At 63.4% G+C, this 16497-nt stretch carries 15 protein-coding genes; 10 read left to right on the top strand and 5 right to left on the bottom strand.

Going from position 1 to position 16497, the window contains the following annotated elements; translation table 11 throughout:
* Window positions 1-15: 15 nt before the first annotated feature.
* Genes ACVZUB_RS18610 through ACVZUB_RS18620 form a run of 3 tightly spaced genes read right to left on the bottom strand, consistent with a single transcriptional unit; the run spans window position 16 to window position 3726 of the window.
* Window positions 16-1479, bottom strand: coding sequence for a vWA domain-containing protein (locus tag ACVZUB_RS18610; protein WP_209447730.1), 1464 nt, complete (start codon window positions 1477-1479; stop codon window positions 16-18).
* 8 nt (window positions 1480-1487) lie between these two features.
* Window positions 1488-2399 (bottom strand): AAA family ATPase, encoded by a 912-nt coding sequence (locus ACVZUB_RS18615; RefSeq protein ID WP_003944506.1) that lies wholly within the window; start codon window positions 2397-2399, stop codon window positions 1488-1490.
* 40 nt (window positions 2400-2439) lie between these two features.
* Entirely contained in the window at window positions 2440-3726 is a 1287-nt protein-coding gene (locus ACVZUB_RS18620; RefSeq protein WP_063316232.1) for a glutamate-5-semialdehyde dehydrogenase, read from the bottom strand.
* A 172-nt stretch (window positions 3727-3898) separates the two neighbouring features.
* Here ACVZUB_RS18620 and ACVZUB_RS18625 point away from each other — a divergent pair, with 172 nt between their 5' ends.
* The 9 genes from ACVZUB_RS18625 to ACVZUB_RS18665 all read left to right on the top strand — a co-directional run bounded on the left by ACVZUB_RS18625 (window position 3899) and on the right by ACVZUB_RS18665 (window position 13923).
* The gene (locus ACVZUB_RS18625; RefSeq protein WP_063316233.1) at window positions 3899-5002 is read left to right on the top strand and encodes an NADH:flavin oxidoreductase/NADH oxidase; all 1104 of its coding nucleotides are present in this window, start codon (window positions 3899-3901) and stop codon (window positions 5000-5002) included.
* Window positions 5003-5245: 243 nt separating this feature from the next.
* Window positions 5246-6688, top strand: coding sequence for an MFS transporter (locus tag ACVZUB_RS18630; protein WP_003944479.1), 1443 nt, complete (start codon window positions 5246-5248; stop codon window positions 6686-6688).
* Window positions 6685-7566, top strand: a complete 882-nt coding sequence (locus ACVZUB_RS18635) for a ribokinase (protein ID WP_063316234.1) — start codon at window positions 6685-6687, stop codon at window positions 7564-7566. Before ACVZUB_RS18630 ends, ACVZUB_RS18635 begins: the two co-directional genes overlap by 4 nt.
* A gap of 53 nt (window positions 7567-7619) precedes the next feature.
* A complete protein-coding gene (locus ACVZUB_RS18640) occupies window positions 7620-8441 on the top strand; it encodes a MerR family transcriptional regulator (protein ID WP_007731010.1) in 822 nt (273 codons plus the stop codon).
* Window positions 8442-8480: 39 nt separating this feature from the next.
* On the top strand, window positions 8481-10580 hold the full coding sequence (locus ACVZUB_RS18645) for a RecQ family ATP-dependent DNA helicase (protein WP_030536630.1): 2100 nt from the start codon (window positions 8481-8483) through the stop codon (window positions 10578-10580).
* A gap of 160 nt (window positions 10581-10740) precedes the next feature.
* On the top strand, window positions 10741-11256 hold the full coding sequence (gene ectA / locus ACVZUB_RS18650; RefSeq protein ID WP_003944572.1) for a diaminobutyrate acetyltransferase: 516 nt from the start codon (window positions 10741-10743) through the stop codon (window positions 11254-11256).
* A 48-nt stretch (window positions 11257-11304) separates the two neighbouring features.
* Window positions 11305-12567 carry a diaminobutyrate--2-oxoglutarate transaminase gene (ectB, locus tag ACVZUB_RS18655; RefSeq protein WP_007731008.1) on the top strand — a complete coding sequence of 421 codons (1263 nt, stop codon included), beginning with the start codon at window positions 11305-11307 and terminating at the stop codon, window positions 12565-12567.
* 15 nt (window positions 12568-12582) lie between these two features.
* Window positions 12583-12981, top strand: coding sequence for an ectoine synthase (locus ACVZUB_RS18660; RefSeq protein WP_003944463.1), 399 nt, complete (start codon window positions 12583-12585; stop codon window positions 12979-12981).
* Window positions 12982-12990: 9 nt separating this feature from the next.
* Window positions 12991-13923 (top strand): D-isomer specific 2-hydroxyacid dehydrogenase family protein, encoded by a 933-nt coding sequence (locus ACVZUB_RS18665; protein WP_007731007.1) that lies wholly within the window; start codon window positions 12991-12993, stop codon window positions 13921-13923.
* Between the two features lie 44 nt (window positions 13924-13967).
* On the opposite strand, the gene ACVZUB_RS18670 is transcribed toward ACVZUB_RS18665, so the two are convergent.
* Window positions 13968-14489, bottom strand: a complete 522-nt coding sequence (locus ACVZUB_RS18670; RefSeq protein ID WP_081305478.1) for a VOC family protein — start codon at window positions 14487-14489, stop codon at window positions 13968-13970.
* 50 nt (window positions 14490-14539) lie between these two features.
* Between ACVZUB_RS18670 and ACVZUB_RS18675 the strand changes: the two genes are divergently transcribed.
* Window positions 14540-15397 carry an NAD-dependent protein deacetylase gene (locus tag ACVZUB_RS18675; RefSeq protein ID WP_042450219.1) on the top strand — a complete coding sequence of 286 codons (858 nt, stop codon included), beginning with the start codon at window positions 14540-14542 and terminating at the stop codon, window positions 15395-15397.
* On the opposite strand, the gene proB is transcribed toward ACVZUB_RS18675, so the two are convergent.
* Complete coding sequence (proB, locus tag ACVZUB_RS18680; protein WP_003944552.1) at window positions 15370-16473, bottom strand: glutamate 5-kinase; 1104 nt, start codon at window positions 16471-16473, stop codon at window positions 15370-15372. The two genes, ACVZUB_RS18675 and proB, sit on opposite strands and share 28 nt — an antisense overlap.
* Window positions 16474-16497: the final 24 nt, after the last annotated feature.

Genomic DNA, 16497 nt, shown 5'->3' on the forward strand with positions numbered 1-16497 from the left:
TGTCGAGCTTACGGGTCAGACCGGCAGCAGACGGGACACGACGTCGGCAAGCTGCTGGGCCGAGCGGCACTCGTGCATGCTGATGACCTCGTTGTAGACCTTCGCCGCGGAGTCACCCGTTCCCCATTGCCCCTTCGGCTCGGGGTTGAGCCAGTGCGCGTGCTTGGCTACTGCCACCATCTGCGACAGCGACTGAAGGTTGGGATCGCGGTAGTTGTTGCGACCGTCGCCGAGTACCAGTAGCGACGTGCGACTGGTGATCGACTGCGCGAACTTCTCCTGGAACACTCCGAAGGCGTGTCCGTAGTCTGAGTGGCCGTCGTAGGTGATCAGTTCGGCCTCACGCACCATCCGTGACATCGCTGATCCAAGGTCTGCGTTCGAGTCGAAGAACCGCGTGACCTCGTCGGTCGTGTCGATGAACGCGAACACCCGCACGCGCGAGAACTGCTCACGCAAAGCGTTCACGAGCAGCAGAGTGAAATGGCTGAACCCCGCCACCGAGCCGGATACGTCACACATCACCACAAGTTCGGGCCGCGCCCGCTTCGGCTTGCGCTGCACCAGATCGATCGGCACTCCGCCCGTCGACATGGACTTGCGCAACGTACGACGTAGGTCGATCGAACCCGCGCGAGAGCGGCTGCGACGCACGGCGAGACGACTGGCCAACAAGCGAGCCAGGGGTGCGACGTTCTTCTTCAGCGTGGTGAGTTCGGCATCGGACGCTCGCAAGAAGTCGACTTCCTCGGCGAGTTTCGGAACGCCGTACGTGGCGACCCGCTCCTTGCCCAAATTCTCGGCTGTGCGTCGACGCGTTTCCTTCTCGACCATCTTGCGGAAGTCCGCGATGCGCTGCGCTGCCGTGCGCTTGGCGACCTCGGACTGATAGTCGGAGTTGTCCTTGCCCTCTGACCCGGAACCCTCCTGGTTGCCGAGCAGGCCCTGCAGGATCTTGTTGAGCAACGCCTCCGGGGCGACGTCACGCAGCGCCTGATAGGCGGAGAACGACGGGCCGTTACTCGACTGGTACTGCCCGAGTTCCTCGACCATCGCGGCGGTCAGGAGTTCGGTCATCTCCATCGCCTCGTCACTGCCGTCTGTCAGCAGTTCGGCAATGAGCTCACGCAATGCCTGCAGGTCGATCGAGCCGTCTGGCTTGCGCGGCAGTGTGACGTCGACGTCGCCGACCGCACGGTCACCGATCGCCTTGGGGAACCACAGGTCGAAGACGGCGTCGAACGTCGCCCGGTGGGTCGGCCTGCGAAGGAGCGAGCATGCCAGCCCTTCACGAAGCGCTTCACGATCGAGCAGGTCGAGAACAGACATGACCTGACCGGCGTCGACTGTCTCGGACGGGCCGACCATGATTCCGCGTCGTCGCAAAGCCTCGACAAAATCGACGAGGTGACCGGGAATCCCGTGCGGCGCTGCCAGGCCGCCAGGTGAGAGCGGCGACGTCGATGCTGCGGGAGCCATGTCAGACCTCAGTTCAGCCGAAGTTCAGCGGCGGCACGCACCTGGTCCGACTGGTGCTTGAGGATCACGCCGAGCGTGGCGCGAACGGCATCGTCGTCGAGAGTGTCCATGCCCAGAGCAAGAAGGGTGCGTCCCCAGTCGATGGTCTCGGATACCGAAGGGACCTTCTTGAGCTGCATTCCGCGAAGAACACGAATGGTGTTGACCAGCTGCTCGGCAATCGCTTCAGGAAGCTCCGGCACACGGCTTGCGAGGATGCGACGCTCGAGGTCGGCGTCCGGGAAGTCGAGATGCAGGAAGAGGCAACGACGCTTCAGAGCCTCCGAGAGTTCGCGAGTGGCATTCGAGGTCAACACCGTGAACGGCTTGCGGGTGGCGGTAATGGTTCCGAGCTCGGGGATCGTGACCGCGAAGTCGCTGAGCACTTCGAGGAGCAGACCTTCGATCTCGACGTCTGCCTTGTCCGTCTCGTCGATCAACAGCACCGTCGGGTCCTCGCGGCGAATGGCCTTGAGCAGTGGACGTGCGAGCAGGAACTCCTCCGAGAAGACATCCGCCTTCGTCGAATCCCAGCTGTGGTCGACCGCGACATCACCCCTCGCTCCGCTCGCCCCGCCCGACTGAATCCGAAGAATCTGCTTCGCGTGGTTCCACTCGTAGAGTGCACGAGCCTCGTCGACGCCCTCGTAGCACTGCAGACGCACCAGTTCTGCGCCCGTGGTCTGGGCGACTGCGCGGGCGAGTTCCGTCTTTCCGACACCGGCCGGGCCCTCGATGAGCAGCGGCTTGCCCAGACGATCGGCCAGGAAGACTGCCGTCGCGGTGGCCTTGTCGGACAGATAGCCGGTTTCGGCCAGCCGTTCGATCACGTCGTCGACGGTCGAGAAGAACGGCGTCGTGTCGGGAAGTGCTCGGTCCACGGTTAACTCCTTGAGAGGTGGGGCAAGTCTGGTGAACTTTTCAGGCGGGTCGGGTATGCCCGTCGCCCCAGACGATCCACTTGGTGGACGTCAGTTCCGGCAGCCCCATGGGGCCACGCGCGTGCAGTTTCTGGGTGGAGATGCCGATCTCGGCGCCGAACCCGAACTGCTCACCGTCGGTGAAGGCAGTCGACGCGTTGACCATCACTGCCGCAGCGTCGACTCGAGCGGTGAACTCGCGGGCAGCCGAGAGATCGGACGTCACGATGGCTTCGGTGTGGCCGGTTCCGTACTGGTCGATGTGCTCGACGGCAGCGTCCAAGTCCTTGACGACCTTGAGGGCGACGTCGAGGGTGAGGTATTCCTTCGACCAGTCGTCCTCGGTCGCGGGAACCAGTCCCGGCAGATCACCGTGCACGACGACGTCGTGCATCTGGAGCGCTTGGAGCAGCTTCGGCACGGCAGTCTCGGCGATCGCAGCGTCGACCAGGACGGTTTCGGCTGTATTGCAGACACTGGGCCGACGGGTTTTGGAGTTGAGAAGAATCTTCTCGGCCATCAGTAGATCGGCGGCCGAGTGAACATAGACGTGGCAGTTACCGACACCGGTCTCGATGGTGGGCACGGTGGCATCACGCACGACGGCGCTGATCAAGCCGGCACCGCCGCGCGGGATGACGACGTCGACGAGGCCGCGGGCCTGGATGAGGTGCGTGACCGTCGACCGATCCGCACTCGGCAGAAGTTGAACGGAATCCTCGGGCAGTCCCTGGTCAATCAACGACGCGCGCAGAGCCGCCACTAACGCTTCGTTGGACTTGACCGCCGAGGACGAACCACGAAGCAGCGCAGCATTTCCCGACTTGAGAGTGAGCCCGAAAGCGTCGACGGTAACGTTGGGGCGAGCCTCGTACACCATGCCGACGACACCGAGCGGAACGCGCTGCTGGCGTAGCTCCAAACCGTTCGGCAAAGTAGATCCACGAAGCACTTCACCGATCGGATCGGGTAGTCCGGCAACCTGACGCAAACCCGACGCGATGCCCTCGATCCGCTCAGCGGTCAGACGAAGACGGTCGAGCAGCGATTCCTCGGTGCCGCCCGCCTTCGCGGTGTCGATATCGAGAGCGTTGGCCGCGAGAATCCGATCACTTGCCGCGAGTACCGCGTCGGCTGCGGCGTTGAGCGCAGCATCCTTCTGCGCGGTGGTCAGCAGAGCCAGGACGCGCGAAGCCTTACGGGCTCGGCGTGCGGCGTCGTGCACGACGGACTTGGTGTCGGACGCGTTCGAGTCGACGGTTTCTGCGTTGGAAGTCACAGCGGTCATGAATACACATTAACCACCCACCGTGACGGCCTGCTCGGCGGAACGAGGCTGTGACCACCCGGGACCATTCCGGCGGACCGCCTGCGAACATTTCGGCGGACCGCCGGGGAACAATTCCGGCGCGCGACACTGTTGCACCCACCGACCTTCTTCTTCGAGTCAGGAGCCATCCGTGAGTGTGTTGTTCGAGCCTTTGACCCTGCGCGGCGTCACCATCCCGAACCGCGTCTGGATGGCACCGATGTGCCAGTACTCCGCTGACGTCATCGGCGACCAGGTCGGAGTGCCCAACGAGTGGCATCGCACGCATCTGGTGAGCCGTGCAATCGGCGGCACCGGCCTGATTCTCACCGAGGCGACGGCCGTCAATCCCGAAGGCCGCATATCGGTAGCTGATCTGGGGATCTGGAACGACACGCAGGCGCAAGCCTTCGCCGAGATCAACGCGCAACTCGCGTACTTCGGCGCAGTGCCCGGAATTCAGCTGGCCCACGCCGGACGCAAAGCGTCGACGCAGGTTCCGTGGCGCGGCGGCAAGAGTCTGCCCGCCGACGACCGACTCTCGTGGCAGACGGTTGCCCCGAGCGCGGTTCCGTTCGGTCACCTTGCCGATCCGGTCGAGCTCACCACGGAAGGCATCGAGAAGGTCGTCGCGGACTTCGCAGCGGCGGCTACCCGCGCATTGAAGGCCGAATTCAAGGTCGTGGAAATTCACGCGGCCCACGGATACCTGATTCATCAGTTCCTCTCCCCCGAGAGCAACAAGCGAACGGACCGCTACGGAGGCAGCTTCGAGAACCGCATCCGATTGCTCCTCGAAATCCTGAGCGCAGTCCGCGAGGTGTGGCCGGCCGAGCTACCGCTCTTCGTCCGGGTCTCGGCGACCGATTGGCTCACGGAAGAACGTGGGCTCGACGTCGACAGCTGGACCGCGGATCAGACCGTTGCCCTCGCCAACATCCTCTCCGACTACGGCGTCGATCTCGTCGACGTGTCCACCGGCGGTAATTCACCGGCGGCCAAGATTCCGGTGGAGCCGGGATACCAGGTTCCGTTCGCCCGTCGCCTGCAGAACGAGAGCCTGCTACCGGCCGCCGCCGTCGGCCTCATCACCGAACCCGAACAGGCCGAGAAGATCGTCGAAGACGGAAGCGCAGTGGCGGTGCTCCTCGGCCGCGAACTGTTGCGTGATCCCTACTGGGCGCGCCGGGCGGCCCGTGAACTGAACGCCGAGGTAGGACCGCATATCCCGTCGCAGTACGCCCGCGCCTTCTAGCCCGAAAATCGGCTCCCGCGCACAACTTTGATAGCGTAAGCGTCTTACTTGCCGGTAGTCCGGAGCCCTGTGGGCTCCGGACACTGCCGCGGGCCAGAGCCGTGCGACGGGGGTCGCAACGAGCCACAGGGCACGCGGACGCTCGATTTCCCGACCGGCTCATCGGCGAGTGGGCAACGAAAAGATGCGTGCATCAGGTACGTGCCCCGCTCGGTTCGATGATTGCGCTGGGGAGCGCATGTCATGACTACACCAGAGAACTCGATAAGCGCTCTCGAAGTGGCCGAATCACCCGATGTCTGCGTCACCGACAATGCGTCCGTCAAGCGCGCTGTCAAGGCAACGATGCTCGGAAATGCCATGGAGTGGTTCGATTTCGGCGTTTACGCATATCTAGCTACCACTATAGGAAAAGTGTTCTTCCCGGACGCGAGCGGCAGCGCTCAACTCCTCTCTACCTTTGCAATTTTTGCGGCAGCCTTCATCGTCCGCCCACTCGGCGGATTGTTCTTCGGTCCACTCGGTGACCGCATCGGACGCAAGAAAGTCCTGGCCACCACCATCATTCTGATGGCGGGCAGCACCTTCGCCATCGGCCTCATCCCGAGCTACGAATCCATCGGTATCGCCGCCCCGATCCTGCTGGTACTCCTACGCCTACTGCAGGGCTTTTCCACCGGCGGCGAATACGGCGGAGCCAGTACGTTCGTCGCCGAATACGCACCGGACAAGCGCCGCGGTTTCTTCGCCAGCTTCCTCGAATTCGGGACTCTGGCAGGATATGTGGCGGCAGCGGGCATCGTGACGATCATCCAGACCGTCGTCAGTGCCGAGGACCTACTCCAGTGGGGCTGGCGCATCCCCTTCCTCATTGCCGGACCTCTGGGTCTCATCGGCCTGTACCTCCGTCTGCGTTTGGAGGAAACCCCCGCATTCCAGATGATGGAGCAGGCCGAAGAGCGCTCCCTCGCAGATGAATCCACAGGCAAGAAACTACGCGAAACTCTCGTCGACAACTGGCGTCCGCTTGTTCTGTGCATCGTCCTGGTGGCCACGTACAACATCGCTCACTACGGACTGCTCAGCTACATGCCGACGTATCTGACCAACACGTTGGGTTACGACGAATCCCACGGACTCGTTCTGATGATCATCGTCATGATCGTGATGATGATGGGAATCAGCTACGTCGGAAAGTTCTCGGACCGCGTCGGGCGTAAACCCTTGCTGCTCAGCGGTTTCATCGGATTCTTCGTCCTGTCCCTGCCTGCCTACCTTCTGATCGGCGTCGGCAACTACGTGACGGTCTTCCTGGGACTCGCAATTCTCGGCGGCTTGCTCCTGCTGTTCGTCGGTGTGTTCCCGTCCGTGCTTCCCGCACTGTTTCCGACCGGAATCAGGTACGGCGGCTTGGCAATCGGATACAACCTCGCGGTCTCCATCTTCGGCGGGACCACTCCCCTGGTGCTCACCGCCCTCGAAAGTGCAACGGGCAGCAACTTGGTCGCACCGATGTACATGATGATCGCCGCCGTGATCGGCGGTATCGCAGTCCTGATGATCCCCGAGACCGCACGCAAGCCACTCGACGGCTCTCCGCCCTCCGTCGCCACCGACGAGGAAGCACGTCGGATCATCCGCAAGGTTCGTCGAAAGAGAATGAAGGCCGATAACCTCGAGGTATGAGCACGCCTCGAATCGTCGTCGTCGGCAGTATCAACATGGATCTGACCACGTCAGTGTCCAGATTCCCAACTCCGGGAGAAACGCTGCTCGGCACTGCCTTTGCCACCGCGGCGGGAGGCAAAGGCAGCAACCAGGCCATCGCCGCCGCGAAGGCCGGTGGGGACGTGTCGTTCGTCGGCGCGGTCGGCGACGACGGTTTCGGCACCCAATTGCGCGAGACCCTGCAAGACGCCGGGGTCGACACCGCGTTGCTTCGTAGTGTCGACGGCCCGAGCGGCGTTGCCGCCATCACCGTGAGCGAGGACGCGGAGAACAACATCATCGTCGTCCCGGGCGCCAATTCCTCGGTCACCTCGTTGTCCGAAGTAGACCTCGACGCGATCGCACACGCCGACGTTCTCCTGTGCCAACTCGAAATACCCCTCGACACGGTCACCACAGCGGCCCGGCACGCGCGTGCCAACGGAACAACTGTCATCCTCAATCCTTCACCGGTACAAGACCTTCCGGGCGCCCTGATCGAGTCTGTCGACATCCTGATCGTCAACCAGACCGAGTCGGAGCAGTTGGCCGCGGTCACCGGTCGCGTCCGATACCTCGTCACGACGCTCGGGGCCGGCGGCGCGGATCTCCGGTCGGGCGAGGAGACAATCCACGCCGACTCCCCGGCCGTGACACCCGTGGATACAACTGGCGCAGGCGATGCTTTCACCGGCGCCTTCGCCGTGGAGTGGGTGCAGGGCCAGGACCGCGCCCTGCAGTTCGCTGCCACGGCGGGAAGTCTGGCGACGACGGTCCGCGGCGCGTCGGTGTCGTCACCCACTCGCGCTGCGATCGAAAAAGTCCTGAACCGACAGCTTGACTCTGACACCGTGTGAGGTCGTAAACCTGTAGGTATCGGGTTTGTGAGAGAGAAACGGGGCGAGCAAGGATGTTGAGCATCGGAGACTTCGCGAGAGCAGGTCGTGTGTCGGTGCGCATGCTCCGCCACTACGACGCCATCGGTCTGCTCAGACCCGCGAGGGTCGACGCATCCACCGGGTATCGCTCGTACACCGCGGGCCAGTTGGCGCTGCTCAACCGCATCGTCGCTCTCAAGGAGTTGGGCCTGACTCTGGCCCAGGTCCAGCAAGTGGTGGAGTCGGCGGTCACCGTCGACGAGATCCGCGGGATGCTCACGCTTCGCCGAGCAGAACTCGAAACCCGAATCCAGGAAGACACCGCGCGACTGGCGCATGTACAGGCGCGCCTACGGATCATCGAAAGTGAGGGACAGATGTCCGCATACGAGGTTGTGATCAAGTCAGTTCCGGCGCTGCGGGTCGCGGAGTTGACCGGTACCGCCAAGACGATGGATCCGTCGTCGATCGGCCCGGTGGTTCGCGGGTTGTACGAGCGCCTTTGTACCGGTTTGGATCGTGCCGGTATCGCCGCGATCGGACCCGCTGTCGCTTACTACGAGGATGCCGGTGACGACGAGAACGTCGTCGTCCATGCGGCGCTACCGGTAGACGCGAATCCCGATGGCGACTACGAGTTCGCTGTGGTGGACCTGCGGGCCGAAGAGCACGTGGCCTCGCTGCTGCACAAGGGTTCGATGGACAACTGCCTGCCCGCTTATCAGGCGTTGGCCCAATGGATCGACGCAGCGGGATACCGCAATGCCGGCCCCAGCCGTGAGGTGACGCTGGCGTGCCCGGAGGATGTCGACGGCTGGGTCACCGAACTGCAGGAACCTGTTGCCAAGGCCTGAAGCCCGCACGTGTCGGCAGGGTCGTGCACCATGGGGTCCATGACCACCGCCACTGCCCCAGCCATGCGCGACGAAGCCGAGCGGCTGCTCCGCGAACTCGCGGGGCCGGATGCCCGCCTACGCGAGGACCAGTGGACGGCCATCGAGGCGCTGGTGGTGCAGCGCAAACGCGCGCTCGTCGTACAGCGGACCGGCTGGGGCAAATCTGCGGTCTACTTCATCTCGGCGAAGCTGCTCCGGGCAACGGGCCACGGCCCCACCGTCATCGTCTCTCCGTTGTTGGCCCTGATGCGAAACCAGGTCAGTTCTGCCGAACGTGCCGGAGTGCGCGCCGCAACCATCAATTCGGGCAACGTCACCGAATGGGACGACATCCATGCCCGCGTCGCAGCCAATGATCTCGACGTCCTTCTGGTCAGCCCCGAGCGCCTGAACAACCCTGACTTCCGCGATCAGGTGCTCCCGGCCCTGGCAGCTGATGCCGGCCTGGTCGTAGTCGACGAGGCTCACTGCGTTTCCGACTGGGGCCACGACTTCCGTCCCGACTACCGCCGCATCAGGACCTTGATCGCCGAACTCGGCGAGGGCATTCCCGTCCTCGCAACCACGGCGACGGCCAACAACCGCGTCGTCGAGGACGTGTCCGCCCAACTCGGCGTCGGCGGTGAGGAAACCCTCGTCCTTCGCGGCGGGCTCGAACGCGAGTCGCTTCACCTCTCTGTAGTCCACATTCCGGAGGCGACGGCGCGCGCTGCCTGGCTTGCCGACATGCTCGAGACGCTGCCGGGTTCGGGCATCATCTACACGCTGACGGTTTCGGCCGCGCGCGACCTCGCAAGCCTGCTCTCCGAGCGCGGCCATACCGTCGCCGCCTACACGGGCCAGACCGATCCCACTGAACGTGAATCTCTCGAGCAGGACTTGTTGGGTAATCGCGTCAAGGCTCTGGTGGCCACCTCGGCACTCGGGATGGGCTTCGACAAGCCTGATCTCGGGTTCGTCGTCCACCTCGGCGCACCGTCGTCGCCGATCTCGTACTACCAGCAGGTGGGCCGCGCCGGTCGTTCCACCGACAGGGCAGACGTGATCCTCCTGCCTGGCGCCGAGGACAAGCAGATCTGGAGTTACTTCGCCTCGGTCGCCTTCCCCCGCGAGCACCTGGTCCGCAGCGTCATCGAACACCTCGACACCGAAAAGGCCACGTCGACACCGGCACTCGAACCTCTGGTGGAGCTCAATCGCACGCGTCTCGAGATGGTCCTCAAAGTCCTCGACGTCGACGGCGCGGTCAAACGCGTCAAGGGCGGGTGGATCAGCACCGGCGAACCCTGGGTGTACGACGCCGAGCGCTACGGCCGACTCGACGACGCCCGCCAGGCCGAGCAGGCCGCAATGGTCGAGTACCAGAGCATCACGACGTGTCGAATGACCTTCCTGCGTGAACAACTCGACGATCCTGGTCTGACCTCAGAGAACTCACAGTGCGGTCGCTGTGACAACTGCACAGGCAATCGCTACGACACCACTGTCGACACCGCCGCCCTCGACGAGACTCGGGCGCGCTTGCAGCGCCCCGGATTCGACCTGGAGCCGCGCAAGATGTGGCCGACCGGCCTGAGCAAGCTGGGCGTCAAGCTGTCCGGGAAGATCACCGAGGGGCCCGAAACCGGGCGCATTCTCGGACGGATGTCGGACCTGGGCTGGGGTCAACGTCTCCGCGCGCTTTTCGACGGTCCCGACGCCGAGGTACCCGATGCGGTGGTCAGCGCGTGTATCAGCGTTCTGGCCGCCTGGAATTGGGCCGAGCGACCCACCGGTGTCATGGCCCTCGAATCCACAACGCATCCTTTGTTGGTGTCGAGCCTGGCTGCCAAGTTGGCCGAGGTCGGGCGATTGACCGACCTGGGCACTCTTCGCTTGCGCCCCGACCACCCTCCGGTGTCGGCAGCGAACTCCGCCTACCGCGTGTCCGGACTGGTCGATGTTTGGGAAGTCCCGGACATGAGCATCCACCAGGGACCGATACTTCTTGTCGACGCAATCGCCGATACCGGTTGGACTTTCACGATGGCCGCGCGCGCACTTCGACAGGCTGGTGCTCACTCTGTACTTCCGTTGGCGCTCGCAAGCCCGAAATAGCGAGTTTTTGCCCGAAATAGTCGCTCCGACAACGGCAAAAGTTACATAATGTGAGCACCATCACATTCATGTCCTCACCTGGGGCGCAACGGGTTCCACACGGCCCGAAACGGACATCTGCATGACTTCGACAGCAATGATTGTTACGTTCAGATGACCGATGAAGCCTGTTGATACGAGAGCTATCCCGACCACCGCGCCGGACGCGGTGTTGTTCAGAAGCCCACAGATCGATGACGGAGTCCGGCTCTGGGAGATCGCACGTGATTCGAAGGTGCTCGACCTCAATTCGAGTTATGCATACCTGTTGTGGTGCAGGGATTTCAGCGCGACGTCCATCGTCGCGGAGGTAGACGGCCGCGTAGTCGGATTCGTTTCCGGTTATACCCGTCCCAGCGCGCAGGAAACCCTGTTCGTGTGGCAAGTTGCGGTCGACGAAGACCAGCGCGGCAAGGCAATTGCTGCCCGCATGCTGTCCGACTTGATGGATCGCACTGCCCCACTGGGTGTTACACATCTGGAGACCACGATCAGCCCCGACAACGAGGCTTCGATCGCACTCTTCACCGCGCTCGCACGTCGACGCGAAGTACCGATAACCAGGCAGACCTTGTTCTCGCCCAACGATTTTCCCGATGGACACGAAGCCGAAGATCTTTACACGATCGGCGCCTAGCGCACTTCGCGCTCGGCATACAGCATGCCCCGGAGGAACAAAGAAGATATGAATATCAACGAAGCAAGCATTTTCGAAACCCTCGAGTCCGAGGTTCGCAGCTACTGCCGTGACTGGCCCGCAGTGTTCACCAGCGCATCCGGATCCTGGATTCGTGACGAGAACGGACGCGACTACCTCGATTTCTTCGCCGGTGCCGGCGCCCTCAACTACGGCCACAACAACCCGGTGCTCAAGTCCGCACTGGTCGACTACATCATGAGCGACGGCATCACGCACGGCCTTGACATGTCGACAGTCGCCAAACGCGAATTCCTCGAGACCTTTCAGCGCAACATCCTCGAGCCGCGCGGCCTGGACTACAAGGTCCAGTTCCCCGGCCCGACCGGATCGAACACCGTCGAGGCTGCACTGAAGCTGGCCCGCAAGGTCACCGGACGTTCGGCAGTCATCAACTTCACCAACGCATTTCACGGAATGACACTTGGTGCACTCTCCGTGACCGGCAACTCGATGAAGCGCGCGGGCGCCGGTGTCCCCCTCGTGCACACGACACCGATGCCCTTCGACAACTACTTCGACGGCGTCACCGAGGACTTCCAGTGGTTCTCCCGCGTTCTCGATGATTCCGGCAGTGGAATCAACCGCCCCGCGGCAGTGATCGTCGAAACCGTGCAGGGTGAAGGTGGCGTCAATGTCGCTCGCCCCGAATGGCTTCGGGCGCTGGCAACACTGTGCTCGGATCGCGGAATCCTGTTGATCGTCGACGACGTCCAGATGGGTTGCGGCCGTACCGGCCCGTTCTTCTCCTTCGAAGAGGCCGGAATCGTTCCCGACATCGTCACGTTGTCCAAGTCGATCAGCGGCTACGGAATGCCGATGGCGCTCACGCTGTTCAAGCGTGAACTCGACGTCTGGGGACCGGGCGAGCACAACGGCACCTTCCGCGGCAACAACCCGGCGTTCGTCACCTCCAAGGTGGCACTCGACCACTACTGGTCCGACGACGCACTCACCAAGACGACGTTGAAGAAGGGCGCACGCATCAGCGAATGCTTCGCCAACCTCTCCGATCAGTTCCCCGGCGAGGTCTCGCACCGCGGGCGTGGCTTGGTTCAGGGCCTCGTCTTCGAACAGCCCGAGCGCGCCGGCAAGGTCTGCCAGTTGGCATTCGACGAGGGATTGCTCGCCGAGACCTCCGGACCCTCCGACCAGGTTGTGAAACTGCTTCCCGCACTGACGATTACCGACGACGAGCTCGAGCACGGCCTCTCCATCCTGGCCGAGGCGACACTCAAGGTCTGCAGCTAGAGGAAGGACTCTCCCATGATCGTTCGCACCACCACCGAGATCACCGACACCGACCGCGACATCACGAGTGAGGACGGAAACTGGCGCAGCAAGCGCATCGTCCTCGGCGGCGACCGCGTCGGGTTCTCGTTCCACGAGACCACCATCAAGGCGGGTTCGGTCAACGAGTTCCATTACGCCAACCACGTCGAGGCTGTCTGGCTCGTCGAGGGCACCGGCAAGCTGATCGACCTCGACAACAACAAGGAATACGATCTCGCACCGGGGTCGATGTACCTGCTCAACGGCCACGAGCGTCACCGCGTCGAACCGGACACGCAGATGCGCATGCTGTGCGTGTTCAATCCGCCGGTCACCGGGCGTGAGGTGCACGACGAGAACGGTGTCTACCCACTGGTGGAGGTCCCCGCGTAGCGTCTAGTCATGGCGACTGACACCTCTCCACGCGTAGCGATCGGCCCCGTCCCCGATGCACTGCTCGACAGCGCGGTGCTTCGGGGCGGCGGTCTGATCAGTCCGATCGACACTGCGGACGCCCTGATCTGGGCGGGCTCACCCGAGACCTTTCCGTCGGAGTTACCGGCGTCTGTCAGGTGGGTGCAGCTTCCGTCGGCGGGAATCGAGGATTGGTTCGACTCCGGTGTGATTCCGAAGGACACAGAAATCACGTGGACCTCGGCGGCCGGTGCATTTTCGGCGTCGGTGGCCGAGCATGCACTCATGCTTCTCTTGGCCGGAGTTCGCCACTTGCCTGCACACATCGAGGCTCGAACGTGGCGTCAGTTCGAGTTCTTTCCCAAGATCGGCACCCTTCGTGGCTCGACGGTTGCGATCATCGGCGCGGGCGGTATCGGCCGCGCGCTGATTCCGATGCTGGCCGCGCAGGGGGCGGACAGCATCGCAGTCAATCGTTCCGGTAGCCCGGTCCCCGGGGCGATCTCCACGTACCCCGCATCCAGAATGGATGAAATCTATTCTCGCGCAGATCACTTCGTGATTGCTGCGCCCGCCACCCCGGCCACCCGTCACCTCGTGGGCCGTGCGCAGTTGGCGGCGATGCAACCCCATTCCTGGGTGATCAATGTCGCGCGCGGATCACTGGTCGACACCGACGCACTGGTCGAGGCCATCGAGTCGGAACAGATCGGCGGCGCCGGTCTCGACGTCACCGATCCCGAACCCCTCCCGGACGGTCACCCACTGTGGGATCTGACGAATGCGATCATCACACCCCACGATTCCAATCCGCCAGGCGTTCGCCCCGCCGCGTTCGCGGATCACGTCTCCAAGAACGTGACCCGCTTCGCGAAGGGTGAGGCGCTGGCTGCCCTCGTGGACCCCGTAGCCGGATACTGAGCACGCCGCCGAAGCTCGAATGCTCGGACGACGGTTGCCACAAATTACTGTGACGACTGCGTCTCCGGAAAGAAAAGCGCCCGCGCCCGGCGAGCGACCTCTTCGGCAGGTACATCCTCGACCTTCGTGCATACTGCCCACCTGTGGCCGAACGGATCGAGAAACACTCCATGCCGGTCGCCCGAAAATGTATCGGCCACAGCCGTGACCAGCGTGCCTCCCTCGGCGACTGCCCGAGCGACAAACTCGTCCGTGTCCTCGGTGTAGACGACGATCGACGAATGCACCCAGCCGTCCTGCGGTGATTTGAGACCGAAGTCCGGCATCTCCTGCGAAAGCTGCAGCATCGAATCGCCGATCCGGATCTCCGCATGCATGAGGGAGCCGTCAGGTGCGTTCATCGCATCGACTATCTCAGCTCCAAGTGCTCGTTTGTAGTAGTCGAGTGCGGCATGGCCGTCCGGCACCGCAAGGTAGGGAGTGATCGTGCGGTAACCAGCAGGGATCGGGTTCACTGTGTTCATGTGTACGAGTATTGGCGATCGCACACGTGTTCTATTGAACATTTCGGACTTCCTCCGCGCCTCCGTCTCGCACACGCGCCTATCCTGGAACGGTGCCTACCGACAACAGCCGCCTCGACGCCCTCCCCGAGCTCCTGGCCGGCCGTCGCCTGGCAGTTCTGACGGGCGCCGGCATCTCCACCGACTCCGGAATCCCGGACTACCGCGGACCTGATTCACCCCCGCGCAATCCGATGACGTTCCAACAGTTCATCGGCGATCCGGCGTTTCGGCGGCACTACTGGGCGCGCAACCACATCGGCTGGCGATACATGGACAGCTCCCGCCCCAACCAGGGCCACCGGGCCGTCGCGGCACTGGAACGAACAGGGCGAGCCGTCGGCGTGATCACCCAGAACGTCGACCTCCTGCACACCAAGGCCGGCGCGCGAAACGTCATCGACCTCCACGGCACCTACGCGCAGGTTCGATGCCTGAGCTGCCAGCGGCTGATCTCCCGCACCACTCTCGCGGAGAGGCTGGAAGAAGCCAATCCCGGATTCGCCGAAACAGTCGCTGCTGCAACAGGAGTCGAAATCGCACCCGACGCAGATGCCGTGATCGAATCCACCGCACACTTTCGCGTCGTGGATTGCGCCGTGTGCGGTGGCTTACTCAAACCGGACATCGTCTACTTCGGCGAATCCGTCCCCAAGGAACGCGTCGCCCGTGCATACAGCCTTGTCGACCAATCCGACGCACTGTTGGTAGCCGGGTCGTCGTTGACCGTGATGTCCGGCCTACGTTTCGTCCGGCATGCCGCCAAGACCGGGAAGCCGATCGCCATCGTCAATCGAGGCACGACTCGCGGCGACGAATTCGCCGACCTCAAGCTCGAAGTCGGTTGCGCTGAAGCACTTTCCGCCCTCGTTGAGCACGAAAGCTACAGCGCCACCAAGTCGTCCGCGTGAACCACAGGACGCTGCATGTCGGCCGGCAGATCGGTGGTAGAGCGCCCCAGGATCTCCTCGATCTCCGCAGCGTCGAACGCAACGACACCCCGGGCGACGGGCTTCTCCCCCGGCCCCATCAGGGACACTACGTCGCCGGCGTGGAAGTCACCGGATACACCGACGATGCCAGCGGACAGAAGGCTTCGACGCTTGGACACGACCGCGCGGACGGCGCCTTCGTCGAGGTGGAGGTCACCCGATGTGTCAGCGGCGTGACGAACCCAGAATCGGCGTGCCGACAATCGAGTCGGCCGCGGCGCAAATGCCGTTCCGACATCGGCACCACTGAGTGCCTGCGCAGCGTCCGATGCTGCCGCGAGCAGAACCGGCACGCCGGAATCAGCGGCCAGGCGTGCTGCTGAGAGCTTCGACGCCATGCCTCCGGTACCGAGGGCGCCACCCGAACCGGCAACCACACCGTCGAGATCCTCGGGACTGTTGACCTCGGGAATCAGTGTGGCATCGCCCTTCCGGGGATCCCCGTCGTACAGTCCGTCCACATCCGACAACAGGATCAACGCGTCGGCGCCGACCAGATGAGCAACCAGAGCAGCCAGCCGATCGTTGTCACCGAATCGAAGTTCGGTGGTGGCAACGGTGTCGTTCTCGTTCACGATCGCCACCGCGTGCAATGCCCGTAGACGATCGAGTGTCCGTTGGGCGTTGCGGTGCTGCGTCCGTCGAGCAATGTCGTCAGCCGTGAGTAGAACCTGCCCGACGGTACGGCCGTAACGGGCGAACGACGTACCCCAGGCGTGAGCCAGAGCCAACTGACCGACGCTGGCCGCAGCCTGCTTGGTCGCGAGATCGCGAGGCCGCTTGGTCAGTCCCAGCGGCGCCAGTCCGGCGCCGACGGCACCGGACGAGACGACGACGACATCGGAACCCGCACGCATGCGAGCCTCGATGGCATCGGCCAACAGATCGAGTCGGTGAGTATCGAGTCCCGCCACCAGACTGGTGAGCGCAGACGACCCGATCTTCACGACGATACTGTGAGCCGACGCTATCGACTCCCTGGTGGACCCGAGCACAGTCCCGTTCCCTCTCTTCGGTTT

This window comes from Rhodococcus sp. OS5, assembly GCF_056837585.1.